Source organism: Planktothrix tepida PCC 9214, assembly GCF_900009145.1.
In the GTDB taxonomy this organism is placed as follows: domain Bacteria; phylum Cyanobacteriota; class Cyanobacteriia; order Cyanobacteriales; family Microcoleaceae; genus Planktothrix; species Planktothrix tepida.
This window is the reverse complement of sequence record NZ_LN889788.1, coordinates 1-12,125: the sequence shown is the minus strand read 5'-3', so window position 1 is coordinate 12,125 and position 12,125 is coordinate 1. Positions and strand designations below refer to the sequence as shown.

14 protein-coding genes are annotated in these 12,125 nt (G+C 36.5%); 8 read left to right on the top strand and 6 right to left on the bottom strand.

Annotated elements, in window-relative coordinates; translation table 11 throughout:
* The 7 genes from coaD to PL9214_RS10440 form a co-directional block, all read left to right on the top strand.
* The coding region (gene coaD, locus PL9214_RS10470) for a pantetheine-phosphate adenylyltransferase (protein WP_072718776.1) at positions 1-292 on the top strand (292 nt) is incomplete at its 5' end.
* On the top strand, positions 262-906 hold the full coding sequence (locus tag PL9214_RS10465; protein ID WP_072718775.1) for a hypothetical protein: 645 nt from the start codon (positions 262-264) through the stop codon (positions 904-906). The genes coaD and PL9214_RS10465, both read left to right, overlap by 31 nt.
* A 243-nt stretch (positions 907-1,149) precedes the next feature.
* Positions 1,150-1,995: an ATP-grasp domain-containing protein gene (locus PL9214_RS10460; RefSeq protein WP_072718774.1), complete on the top strand. Its 846-nt coding sequence runs from the start codon at positions 1,150-1,152 to the stop codon at positions 1,993-1,995.
* A 195-nt stretch (positions 1,996-2,190) separates the two neighbouring features.
* Complete coding sequence (locus tag PL9214_RS10455) at positions 2,191-3,594, top strand: DUF2157 domain-containing protein (protein ID WP_072718773.1); 1,404 nt, start codon at positions 2,191-2,193, stop codon at positions 3,592-3,594.
* A 27-nt stretch (positions 3,595-3,621) separates the two neighbouring features.
* The gene (locus PL9214_RS10450) at positions 3,622-4,272 is read left to right on the top strand and encodes a GDYXXLXY domain-containing protein (RefSeq protein ID WP_072718772.1); all 651 of its coding nucleotides are present in this window, start codon (positions 3,622-3,624) and stop codon (positions 4,270-4,272) included.
* Between the two features lie 147 nt (positions 4,273-4,419).
* Positions 4,420-5,565, top strand: coding sequence for an AAA family ATPase (locus PL9214_RS10445; protein WP_072718771.1), 1,146 nt, complete (start codon positions 4,420-4,422; stop codon positions 5,563-5,565).
* A complete protein-coding gene (locus PL9214_RS10440; protein ID WP_072718770.1) occupies positions 5,562-6,047 on the top strand; it encodes a hypothetical protein in 486 nt (161 codons plus the stop codon). Before PL9214_RS10445 ends, PL9214_RS10440 begins: the two co-directional genes overlap by 4 nt.
* Before the next feature lie 260 nt (positions 6,048-6,307).
* Here PL9214_RS10440 and rpmF read toward each other — a convergent pair whose 3' ends face one another.
* The 6 genes from rpmF to PL9214_RS10410 all read right to left on the bottom strand — a co-directional run bounded on the left by rpmF (position 6,308) and on the right by PL9214_RS10410 (position 11,345).
* Entirely contained in the window at positions 6,308-6,487 is a 180-nt protein-coding gene (rpmF, locus tag PL9214_RS10435; protein WP_072718769.1) for a 50S ribosomal protein L32, read from the bottom strand.
* An 82-nt stretch (positions 6,488-6,569) separates the two neighbouring features.
* On the bottom strand, positions 6,570-7,970 hold the full coding sequence (locus PL9214_RS10430) for a di-heme oxidoreductase family protein (RefSeq protein ID WP_072718768.1): 1,401 nt from the start codon (positions 7,968-7,970) through the stop codon (positions 6,570-6,572).
* Positions 7,971-8,060: 90 nt separating this feature from the next.
* Positions 8,061-9,197: an imelysin family protein gene (locus PL9214_RS10425; RefSeq protein WP_083579968.1), complete on the bottom strand. Its 1,137-nt coding sequence runs from the start codon at positions 9,195-9,197 to the stop codon at positions 8,061-8,063.
* A gap of 219 nt (positions 9,198-9,416) precedes the next feature.
* On the bottom strand, positions 9,417-9,716 hold the full coding sequence (locus PL9214_RS10420; RefSeq protein WP_072718766.1) for a hypothetical protein: 300 nt from the start codon (positions 9,714-9,716) through the stop codon (positions 9,417-9,419).
* 364 nt (positions 9,717-10,080) lie between these two features.
* Positions 10,081-10,884 (bottom strand): exodeoxyribonuclease III, encoded by an 804-nt coding sequence (gene xth, locus PL9214_RS10415; RefSeq protein ID WP_072718765.1) that lies wholly within the window; start codon positions 10,882-10,884, stop codon positions 10,081-10,083.
* Positions 10,885-10,934: 50 nt separating this feature from the next.
* Positions 10,935-11,345: a hypothetical protein gene (locus PL9214_RS10410; RefSeq protein WP_072718777.1), complete on the bottom strand. Its 411-nt coding sequence runs from the start codon at positions 11,343-11,345 to the stop codon at positions 10,935-10,937.
* Between the two features lie 305 nt (positions 11,346-11,650).
* On the opposite strand from PL9214_RS10410, the gene PL9214_RS10405 reads away from it, so the two are divergent.
* On the top strand, positions 11,651-12,125 hold a 475-nt coding region (locus PL9214_RS10405), incomplete at its 3' end, for a transposase (RefSeq protein ID WP_186440332.1).

Below are 12,125 nucleotides of genomic sequence, written 5' to 3'. Positions count from 1 at the left end.
TTTTGATGGTCTAACGGTAGACTATGCAAAACTACGGAACGCTCAAGTTTTACTCCGAGGTCTGCGAGTTCTTTCAGATTTTGAATTAGAACTGCAAATGGCTCTCATCAATAAAACCCTGTCAACAGAAATTGAGACGGTGTTTTTGGCAACCTCAAAGGAATATAGTTTCTTGTCAAGTAGTGTTGTCAAAGAGATTGCCCGATTTGGGGGTTCTGTTGATCATCTTGTTCCTAATCACGTTGCTCAAGAAATCTATAAATGTTACGCCAGGAATCAACCCCAAGACTAGAACCTGAACAAAATGGACTCCGTGTAGAACCTGAAACTCCGGTGAGTAATTCCCCTGGAATTGATATCCAACGGGAACTTAACCGACTGGAGGAAATGATTCTCGATAGTCCCAGGATTCCATTAACTCGACGCACTTTAGTCGATGAAGAACAATTACTCGATCAATTAGATTTAATTCGATTGAATTTACCGAGTGCTTTTCAAGAGTCAGATATTATCGTCCGCCATAAGGATGAAATTCTTCAAGAAGCGGAAGAATATGCTCAGGAAATTATCGATGCGGCTGAACAAAGAGCGGCTCGAATATTGAATGAGATGGGTTTAATTCAACAAGCAAAAGCTGAAGCGGATCAATTGCGTCAACAAGTGCAACACGAATGTGAGACGCTTCAACAACAAACTTTGTCTGAAATTGAACAAATTCGCTATCGTCTTCAACAGGAATTAGAAGAAATGCGATCGCGGACTATGGCTGAATGTGAAGAAATTCAAAATGGTGCAGATGACTATGCAGATCACGTTTTAGGAAGTATCGAGCAACAGTTAAATGAAATGATGCGAGTGATTCGGAATGGTCGCCAACAAATCCAGGGAAATCACCCTACCCGATAACTTGATTAATCGGGGATGTTATCTGTCACGATATGATAATTAGGAGATAGCTTGGACGTTATTGACAGCGTTTTTTCGGCTATCTCCGATTTTAATTCGCCGATTTTATTAGGGATCAAAATTGCATTCAGTTATTTATAGCAGTCGCGCCTGGGGTGTTAAGACATAGACTGATGCAGCAAACCTAAGCATAGAAATCTTTTCCTACCTGTTCCCTGTTCCCTGTTCCCTGTTCCCTGCTATATGTTAAATAATATTCGGCTATTACTTCAAGCTTGCCAAAATCTAAATATTGATTATGAAATTCTCCATAGTCATGAGAATTTAATCAAAATTAAGCTCGATAAAAATTACTATTTCTGTAATTATAGTACACCTTTTGTTGATCAATCTGTTTTTAAAATTCTCAAGGATAAGGAATACACTTACTCGATTTTAAAGGAGAAAATTAACATCCCGAAAACAATAGGTTTTCTTTCCCCATTTTGTGATGAAAAATATCAAGAGTATTTACAATTTAAAACTATTCCTGATATTGCCCGTGAAATCGAGAGATTTTTTAAATTTCCAGTGATTGTTAAACGTAATTCTGGTTCCAGTGGACAGAATGTGTTTTTATGTCAAGATCTTGAAGAAATTGAAACAGCATTAACAACAATTTTTAATATTCATGATAAAAATTATGATTATGTTGCTATCGCTCAAGAATATATTTTAATTCAACGGGAATATCGAGCCGTTTTTTTAAATCAAAAATTAATCTTACTGTATGAAAAAGATATTAGTCAAGCGACATTTATAGGAAATTTAAGCCCTTTACATTGGGAAGGTGGAAAAGCTAAATATATCAATAATCCTCAAATTATATCAGATATAGAAAAGTTTTGTCAACCCATTTTTCAAGAATTAGCTTTAGATTATACGGGGTTAGATATTGCAGTAGATGAGCAGAATCAATATTGGTTTATTGAGGCTAATTCTCATCCTAATTATGATATTTTTACTAGAGATAATGGATCAGAACTCGCTGTCCAAGTCTTTGAAAAAATGCTCACCTTTCTGGCTTCTAAATCTAATCAAAATTCCTAGCCATATTTTTAGATTTTTTCCTTTCTCTGTTGCTTGTGTAAGTTAACTATCTGTCACAAACCTTAACAATTAACCTCGATTTCCAATTAGAACAGAATTGTATTTTCTGAATCTCTAGGTTAAAACTAACATACGATTCTATCCCTCGGATCAACAGCCCTCTAATTCTCCTAACATTGTTTTATATTACTTCAAATGGTTAACGAAAAATTCCGACGTCAACTACGCCAAGAAGCCAAACTTTGGCAGGAAGAACAACTCATTGATGATTCTCTATATCAACAGTTAGCAACACGCTATCAATTTGATCATCTTGAAACCGCAGCCAGTAGTCGGTTTGTGATGATTTTAATCGGTTTAGGGAGCATTCTATTAGGTTTAGGTGTAATTACCTTTGTGGCTGCGAATTGGCAGGACTGGTCAAAAGCCGTTAAAGTGATTCTGCTTCTGAGTTTATTTATTGGAGTCAATGCGGCTGGTTTCTATTTATGGAAACAGCCATCAGATTCTTTTCAAGTGGGAAGAAAACGACGGTTAGGAGAAGGATTATTACTTTTTGGCGCATTAATTTTAGGGGCAAATATTGCCTTAATGGGACAAATTTTTCATCAAAGTGGTTCTCCCTATGAACTCTTTCTGGTGTGGGGAATTGGGGTATTAGTCATGTCCTATAGTCTACAACTAACATCTTTAGGATTTTTAGGACTACTATTGTATGGAATTGGATATTGGACAGGAACCTCTAATTTATTCTCACAGCAAGAATTTTCTATTTTGCATTTAGTCTTAGAACATACCCCATTAATTGCCGGATTTCTGTTTATTTCCCTGGCTTATTGGTGTCAGTCTCGTGTCCTATTCGTGATGACATTACTGATTCTAATTCCGGCTTTACAGATTAGTATTATTCCCTTGTTTAATTCCGATTTACCCCAAGGGTTACTATTCGCTTTCTTATTCATCTTTACTCCCGCTTTACTGTGGGGTTATGATGATACTTTGTGGCCGAATGTTGACAGTAGATGCTTTCAACCTTTAGCGCGAACCCTATCCATTATTATGTTAGCCGTTTTATTTTTTAGTCTCTCGTTTAACGGGTTTTGGAATAACTTTCCTTCAACAGATTCTAACGATTTAATTCCGATTAGCAACTTTGTTTTAATTGATTTCGTCTTCTTTTTAGGCATTCTATTTTTAGAATGGTTCCAACTGGTTAAACCGACTGCTATTCATCCCAATAAATGGGGATTTGATTCGATTACCAGTGTAATTGTAGGATTTTTAGGGTTAACGGGATTAATCTGTTTCTGGCATTTACAAATCCATACCATGCCTGAAATCGCAACATTTTTGTTTAATGTACAAATGTTTTTATTAGCAACAGGATTAATTAGAATTGGACTCGCCCAAACTCAACGCTTTGCCTTTTGGGGGGGAATGATTTTATTAGTTTCTCAAATTATGAGTCGCACCTTTGAATACAATACCGAATTGATTCTAAAAGCCTTTGTGTTTACCTTATGTGGAGTCGGAGTGATTGTAGCAGGCTTATGGTTTGAACGCCATTTATTAGCTATTGCTAAAATACAAAATCGTTAACTGATCTAATTATTAGGAGTAAAACTCATGAATGATGCTAACTTGAATGAGACTCAATCTTCTGTTACTTTAACTCAGTTTCCTGTTGTTAAAAAACAAATTCCGGCTTGGAAATTTTGGACACCGTTATTATTTCAGTTAATTCTAATTTTAGCGGTTCCTTCTCAAGCCTTTTATACTCAGGTAACAGGAAAAACAGTCATCCTGCAAACGGCACCCGTTGACCCCTATGATTTCTTTCGAGGATATTATCAAACTCTGAGTTATGATATTTCTAATCTGAATACTCTCAAAGCACTTCCCGGTTGGAAAGAAATCGTTAAAGGTGAAGAATATTTACCCACTGGAACCCTAATTTATGTCACCTTAGAACAACCCAAAGATTCAACAAAATCTCAACATCCTTCAGCCTGGAAACCTGTAAAAGTCAGTGCAGAATATCCTCAGAATTTATCTAATAATCAGATTGTTTTACAAGGAAAATCAACAGGATGGAGTATTGAATATGGTTTAGAACGGTATTATATGCCAGAAAATCAACGAGAACAAATTAATAGTACCATTACAGAAGCACAAATGAAGGATCAACAATCTTTTGTGGTGGAAGTTAAAGTTAATGCTCAAGGAAAAGCAATTCCTGTTAGTTTGTGGGTGCGCGATCGTAATTACCAATTTTAAATTCCCAAAACCTAGTTTCTAGTTGTGATAGAATTTCCAAAAATATGTTACAATTAAGAAGCTGGGTTTTAATATTAATTTAAAACCTTAACTTTAATTTAAAATCAATTCAATTCAATTTATTTTTAACAATAAATAGATAAAAACATGAAAAAAATTAACCTTACTAATTTAGGACAAATTAAAAAAGCAGACATAGAATTTGGCGATTTAACTTTATTCATTGGCTCGCAAGCTACTGGAAAAAGTATTTTATTGCAATTAATAAAACTTTTACTTGATAGTGGAGATATTGTGCATACAATCAAAAAAAATGGCTATGACTGGGGAGGAAATATCAATAATTTAATCGAGTTTTATTTCGGAGATGGAATGCGAAATCTCTGGAGTAAAAACACAGAAATATATAGTAATAACAAAAGTATAGATTTAGACCAATTATTAAACGAAAATAGTCGCAAAAAAGAACAGCTTTTCTTTATGCCAGCCCAGCGTGTGCTAACTCTTGAAAATGGATGGCCTCGATTGTTTCGCAGTTTTAATGGAGCTCCCTATGTCGTTCGCAATTTTAGTGAGCATTTATTGCTACTCATGCAACAAGGTTTGGGTAATAAAGGTAGCCCAATCTTTCCCCAAAAAGGTCGCCTTAAACAGGAACTTCGTGATGCACTCGATCAGAGTATTTTTCACGGTGCTCAGGTAGAACTTAACACCACCGGAATGAGTAAAAGCATCCAAATTAATATGAATGGAAATCGCTTATCCTTCATGTCTTGGTCTGCTGGACAACGAGAATTTATGCCTTTACTTCTAGGTCTTTATTGGCTAATGCCGATATCAAAAGCATCTAAAAAGTCTGATATAGATTGGGTCGTAATTGAAGAACCCGAAATGGGATTGCATCCTCAAGCAATTTTATCAGTAATTTTGATGTGCTTGGAACTTTTGCATCGAGGATATCGCTTACTCATTTCAACTCATTCTCCTGTCCTTTTAGAAGCGGTTTGGGCTATTCGTTTCTTACGAGAACAGAATCCTGATATCGAATATCTTTATAAACTTTTTGCTCTGAAGCCCTCTGCCCCAACTACAAAATTATTTGAGACTATTCTCAATCATAAGACTTTTTTGACCTACTATTTTGACCAAAAAGAAGACGGCGTTTATGTCCGTAATATTTCATCTTTAGATCCATTTGATCCTGACCCTGTGATCGCCAACTGGGGGGGATTAACTAGCTTTAGTAGTCAGGCATCGGATGTTGTTTCCCAAGCGATTCAGGAGAAGGAATGAGTTTTCAGAAAGTGATCGAGAATACGCCTTTATTAAAGAATGCTTTTGAAAAGGGATTAAAAGCTCTAGGTTCAAATAGTAGCAAAGTAAAACCTCTTGATACCAGTAAATGTGAAGGGAGTGTTGATATTGATACAGCAGTTAAATCAATATATCCTAATGCTTCACGTTGGGACTATGCAGTTAGTTATGATGGTAAAACTTATTTTATCGAAGTACATAGTGCTAAAACAGATGAAGTAAACTGTTTTCAGAATAAGCTTCAATGGTTAAAAGATTTTCTCATCAATGATGCCCCTGAATTGAATCAAGAACCAAAGTCTTTTCATTGGATTGCCTCTAATGGAAATCATATATTACCGAGTAGTGTTCAAGCCCGTAAGTTAGCTCAAAAAGGAATTACGATAGATAAACAACTAACCATTCCGATTGTGGTTCGGAATAATTATCAATCAGGCTCAAAAAGAAATCACGGTAGATAGACAACTAACGCTGTAATTTACAACTTATTGATAATCGTAATTCTGTTTAAAACTTGGGGGTGGGGTGAGGACAAGCCTCACCCCAAGGTGTCGGGTTTTAGGTGTTCACTAATTATAGATCAAGGTTCCTAAAATAGTAAACCCAGATCCAAATAATTTTATTAAAATTCTATCCAAAAACCAAAAGGACGAGGTTTTCTCACCCTAACAGAGAGACTTCCTCGCCCCGATTCTTTGATAATTTCGCACAGGTAATCGGTTTATTCTTCGTCGCCTTCTTCTGCGTCGTCAGTGGGATAGTAGAATCCTGTAGAACGACCTGTGAGAACAGACTTACCGAGGGATAACGCTTTTTCAGCTTGTAGTCTTGCTTTCCGCTTCCAAGTCGCCTTCCGCATATCGCGTCTTGACCTGGACATTTTCTTCTTGGGTACAGCCATGAGCCTAGTTTAATGAAGATTTTGCACAAACTATTATATTACCCTATCTGTACCCTTGACTGAAGATTTTTTCCCCAAAAATTTACAACGACTGCAAAAAGCGGACTAACGCCTCTCGGTCTTTCTGGTTCATGGTTCTGAAGGCTTCTTTAGCGGTTTCGGCTTCTCCCCCATGCCATAATATCGCTTCTTCGAGGGTTCGCGCCCGACCATCGTGTAAATAGCCGGAATAGGGAGACACCGTTTGAGTTAACCCAATTCCCCATAACGCCGGGGTGCGCCATTCCGTTCCTGATGCTTGAAATTCCGGGCGGTTATCGGCTAATCCAGAACCTAAATCATGTAATAATAAATCCGTATAGGGATGAATGGTTTGATTAGCTAATTCTTTAACCGCCTGATTCCCAGTTTTTAAGGTTGGTAAATGGCAGGAAACACAATTTGCTTGTTTAAATAAAGTTTCGCCTCGTTTAACTTTGGGATCATCTAATAAGGTTCGGGCGGGTACGGCTAAAGTTTGGACATAGAATGTCGTTAAATCTAAGGTTTTTTGATCAATATCCGTTGGTTTTTCACCCTCAGTAAATAAGGGGTTTGTGATTCCCATATCATTGACATAAGCTCCCGCATTTTGTTGAATTAATGTCGGGTTTCCAGCTTTTAAACCAAACCGTCCTAATGCTTGTGATTGTTTTTGAACATCCCAAACTTGATTCACTTTTCCTGAAATTCCATCTTGATTTTTATCTTGAGGATCAGCGAGATTTAAAATCGTTTGTTCAGGAACCGCTTCTAATAAACCCAAACCAAAAACAGGCGGTGGAACTCGCAAGGATTTTTGAATATCCGTTGCAATGAGTTGACCATTAGGAAGGATAATTTTAGGCTGTGGCGATCGCAATTTATAGGAGGTTTTATCGCCATATTGACCCGTTTTTTCTTGCCATTCTATATTAACTGTGGCTTCAGGTTTTTGTCCATAAATGGCGAAATCTTGAATTTGGGTTCCCAGTCCTAGAACAGGCGGTGAATTATCAATTTTAACCGATCCTTCTAAATGAAAATTACCGGGTTGAATCGGATTAATTTTTGTGGCGCTAACCCTTACTAATAATTGTCCGGGTTCGGGTAAACCTCGACCATTTTTCAGGTGACATCCTGCACAGGAAGCATTATTAAAAAAAGGCCCTAACCCAGGATGAATTTGTGCAGGTTTAGTGACAAAATTCGCCTCAAAAGCAGTATTAGATTCTGTATGTTTTTTCTTTCCAGCTTCATCTAAATTGCTTAAGGGTTGTTCAAAACTACTAGAACTACGGTTAAATACCGTTGTTTCTCCTCCTGCTAAAGAGATTTCAGGTTGAAACAAATTTTGAAAATGCCAAAGATGAGATAGGGTAATTCCTCCTAAAATTGCAATGGCGAAAATGATTAAAAATTTAATCGATTTTCGGGGAGGATATTTTAAGGATAGGGTTTGCATTGATTGTATGAGTGGAGGGAAAGATATTGATTAGGGTATTTTTGGGTATGTTTTGATAACTTTAATAGAGAAAAATACTCTACACCGATATTAGGTTGTTTTGAGCAGGGGAAGAAGTTGTGTTTCTATTGTAGAAAACAAGGTTAAAATCGCTGATTTAGCTGATGTTAATTTAGCCGTTTTTTCTGGGCTTTTAATACTGTTTTCAATCGGACTAGGAACCGCATTAACAGCTTCTATCGCTGCTTTTAATTCCTGTTTGATTTTTTGATCTAATTCAGGATTTTTTTGAGCCACTAAACTACTAATACTATTACTTTGCGTTCCGGTTCCTGAAATTTGCCCTAAATAAGCATTCTCAACACTTTTAAGATTATTCTTAAAATCTGTTAGAGAATTTTGGCTAAATCGACTTTCAAAGCTTAAATGATCTTTCGTTTCTAACGGTTTCCCGATTTTCTCATTGGCTACTTCATCCAAACAGCCTAACATCCCCTGTAGAATTTCCTCAACGGCGGCTTGTGGGGTGGGATAGGCGGGATTATTATTCGTTCCTGCGGTTGCTAAAACCTCCCGATAAGCTGGATTCCCATTTACTCCTTCTGCCCAACTTTTCGTTAAACTATTGGCAGATTCATTAAACGCTAAGGTTAAATTTTGTAATAATTTTAATTCCCGTTCAGAGAAATCCTGAGCCGTTTTTTGAGAATCTAAACCAAATAATAGATATTCAATTGTATGAAATCCTTTTTGCGTTGTTTGCAGTTTTTTCACCGACTCTAAGGTGATTTCATCTTGACTATTAATAACAGCAACAACATCCGTTTCATTCACAGGCCAATCATCTAAATCCCCATCATAACCTAATGATTCCGCAGGGCCAAAGGCAAAGGCTTCACTTTGTTCCCAAGGAGCACGAGTCGTTATCCAAGCGTTTTGTGCCGCTTTGAGAGTTTCTTCGGTGGGGTTTTCTACAAACCCATTAACGGCTTTCGACAGTTCTCCCGCCTCTTGTACTAACTGTTGATAGGTGGGAATGACCACTTCATCCGCAAAATTACTTACTACTAAGGTCGTCATCTCTGGTGATACGGCTTGTGAGGGATTATTCGTTGATGCCGTATTATTGCAACTACTACTCAATAAGAGTAAACTCGCGATCACAGATGTTTTAAAACACTTTAATATTGAGTAAGTCATCGATTGAATGGGTAGAGTCTTGTTCATAGTTTTTGAGAGTTTTTCTTAAATAAATAATGACGAGAGGACGGGTTTAAACGCTTTTAATCCTCCCGAATTACCCTTGATCATTATGGGTTTTTCGTTGATAAAAAACTGAGTTCTAGGGAACCATCTGGCGTGAAAACCACGATAAATTGACCCAAGGGAGAGGGAGATTTTAACGTTGTTTCAAGTTGAGATAAGGGAATTTCTTGAAGATAATCCTTAAATGGCTAAAAAGGAAATAAAACTCGACCAAAAGGCTAAAGTTCGCATTTGAGGCAGAATTTTACTTGCGCCTCTGAGGAGGGAAAATGCTAAATGTCCGGTGTAAACAATGACGACGGTTGCTAATAGGGAACCAAAGCCATGTAGAGTTCCTAAACTGCATTGCCAAGGACTCGGATGTAGTAAATTGACGAAGGGTAAAAACAGAAATAAACCTGCGGATAAAATACTAAGTCCGTAGATACACAGCGTTGCTAAATCCAGAGAACGCGGAAAATTTGAGGTGTTTGTTTGCATTGAAGGTTTTACCAATTCAGATTAATTCTCAATTAGTTTAGAAAACGATAATTAATGCTGACGTTTCTAAGGATTGACTTGACAGAAAATCCTAAAAAAACCTACAATGAAACTATCCAATCTAAATTAAGCGAGGACTTTCCAGGGTTATCGCTCAATCAAGACACAAGGATATTTCAAAAGCGGTCATTAATTATCGCTTTCGGCTGAAAAGGCTCTAGGCTAAGTTGCTCAACTTGTCAGCCTAGTGCCTTTTGTGATGGTTTTGGAAGCTCTCAATTCCTCTGGGTTTTTAAAGATTAGTTGATAAAGCTTCTCAATTAAGATACGATAACTCTAGTCAAAATGCAAGAGTATTAATCACCTATGCTCCTGTGATTAAGTCCAGTGTTAAGATGACAGGGGTGTGATCACTCGGCTGTTCCCAGGTTCTAGGAATTTTATCGATGATAGAATTGCTGGCGACTTCGTAGAGGGGTAAGGTTAAATAATGGGTATCAATGCGCCATCCGGTATTGCGTCGGAAGGAGGCTTGGCGATAGTCCCACCAGCTAAACTGTCCGCCTTCGGTTGTGAACTTGCGAAAGGCGTCTTGAAACCCTAATTCTAATATTGATTGTAAAGCTTGACGTTCAGCATCACTCGCCATAATATGAGTTTCTCGATTTTTGGGGTTATGAATATCAATATCTTCTAAAGCAATATTAAAATCCCCACAAATACAAATCTTTTCTGTTTGAGTTAACAGAATTTTTAAATAATCTTTAAGACAATTTAACCAGTTTAATTTATATTGATATTTATCGCTATCAATACTAGAACCATTGGGAACGTATAAATTAACAATAGCCATTCCATTAATAATTCCCGTTAAAACTCGTTTTTGTTCATCAAATTGTTGAGCTTCTTCAGTATTTAACAATCCTGAAAATCCACAATAAACAGAGTCCAAAGGAATTTTACTTAAAATTGCCACCCCATTATAAGCTTTTTGGCCATAAATATAAATCTCATAACCCAAATCTTCAAAAAACGGACGAGGGAAATCTTTATCAATTACTTTTGTTTCTTGTAAACACAGAATGTCAACGGGGTTAGTTTGTAACCATTGCACAATATGATCTTTTCGGGTTCTAATTGAATTAACATTCCAGGTTGCAATTTTCATTCTAAACTCCTAACTAAACCTTAAAATTATCATAATATTTTTGAGCGAACTCAAGAAATAGCTTGAGATAAGTTTAAATATTCTAAGATTAATAAGCGCAGGTAATCTAACATCCGCAAGTAAGATTTAAAATTCTCATACTTTCCAGGAGTATGAAAATAAAGTTGAGCAATTATAGGAATATCAAATACTCTCATTTTTTGTAAAATCCGAATTTTTTCTTGGACGTTTTCCAGATAACCTATCACTTTAATTTGATTAGCGTATCCTCGAATATCTGTAGTTAATAGTTCAATTTCTTCTAATACTGTAAATTCAGCTTCTGATATAGAAAATTCAGCAGAGATTGCTTTTCGATCTGATTTAGTGTTTTGATAATCAACTATTAGTTGATCTAACAGTTGATTAATGTGAATTTTGGTTAATTCAGGGTTTTGATTGGTAATAGTTGTGTTAGTCATCGTTAACTCCATAAGTAACAGTTTTTTCAATTCTAATTGGCATTCTGTTAAACTCAATTACTCATTTTATCAAAACTGTCGAGCAATTCTTCTCCAATCAATACGAGTATCTTAAGCATCACATTTACGCTTGCCATCGGGCTGTTCCTCCTTATATTTTACCATGCCATTAACAGCAATTTTAACCCATTTAACGAGTTAAGTAAGCGTAAACGTAAAGTATCCATAATATCCCTCTTCTGTCAGTCTCCGAGAAGTAAAATTAGAAAATAAACCAGATGGGTAGCTAGAAGGGGGATAGGGTAATGGATGTAGAATTACAGATGATCAAACATTTAGCCCGAGATGCACAACCAACAGTTTCAGTGATTGATGAATATTGTCAAGGTTATAAAGACCTATTTGCTGAAGTAAGAAGTTACGAATGTTTTAAATACTTACATCTAGGAATCATCTCACCAATTCCGAGAAAATCTTTACCGGAAATTGCTAAAATAGTAGGAATTAGGTCGCCACAATCACTCCATCATTTTTTAGCGAATTCGCCTTGGTCAGCAAGGGAATTAAAGGAAAGAAGATTGGCTCGAACTCTAAAAGCATTGAAAGAAGAAAAGATTATAGTAATAATTGATGAAACGGGAGATAGGAGAAAGGGTAAAAAAACTGACTATATAGCTAGACAATACTTGGGCAGTGTGGGCAAAATAGATCGGGGAATAGTATCAGTTAATGCTTACGGTGTTTATAAAAATATAACCTTTCCTTTAGTGTTTAGAGTAT

What these genes read in the sequence shown, in the direction of transcription:
- PL9214_RS10465 (WP_072718775.1), top strand. Translation starts at nt 262, where the DNA reads ATGTTACGCCAGGAATCAACCCCAAGACTAGAACCTGAACAAAATGGA.
- PL9214_RS10460 (WP_072718774.1), top strand. Translation starts at nt 1,150, where the DNA reads ATGTTAAATAATATTCGGCTATTACTTCAAGCTTGCCAAAATCTAAAT.
- PL9214_RS10455 (WP_072718773.1), top strand. Translation starts at nt 2,191, where the DNA reads ATGGTTAACGAAAAATTCCGACGTCAACTACGCCAAGAAGCCAAACTT.
- PL9214_RS10450 (WP_072718772.1), top strand. Translation starts at nt 3,622, where the DNA reads ATGAATGATGCTAACTTGAATGAGACTCAATCTTCTGTTACTTTAACT.
- PL9214_RS10445 (WP_072718771.1), top strand. Translation starts at nt 4,420, where the DNA reads ATGAAAAAAATTAACCTTACTAATTTAGGACAAATTAAAAAAGCAGAC.
- PL9214_RS10440 (WP_072718770.1), top strand. Translation starts at nt 5,562, where the DNA reads ATGAGTTTTCAGAAAGTGATCGAGAATACGCCTTTATTAAAGAATGCT.
- rpmF (WP_072718769.1), bottom strand. Translation starts at nt 6,487, where the DNA reads ATGGCTGTACCCAAGAAGAAAATGTCCAGGTCAAGACGCGATATGCGG.
- PL9214_RS10430 (WP_072718768.1), bottom strand. Translation starts at nt 7,970, where the DNA reads ATGCAAACCCTATCCTTAAAATATCCTCCCCGAAAATCGATTAAATTT.
- PL9214_RS10425 (WP_083579968.1), bottom strand. Translation starts at nt 9,197, where the DNA reads ATGAACAAGACTCTACCCATTCAATCGATGACTTACTCAATATTAAAG.
- PL9214_RS10420 (WP_072718766.1), bottom strand. Translation starts at nt 9,716, where the DNA reads ATGCAAACAAACACCTCAAATTTTCCGCGTTCTCTGGATTTAGCAACG.
- xth (WP_072718765.1), bottom strand. Translation starts at nt 10,884, where the DNA reads ATGAAAATTGCAACCTGGAATGTTAATTCAATTAGAACCCGAAAAGAT.
- PL9214_RS10410 (WP_072718777.1), bottom strand. Translation starts at nt 11,345, where the DNA reads ATGACTAACACAACTATTACCAATCAAAACCCTGAATTAACCAAAATT.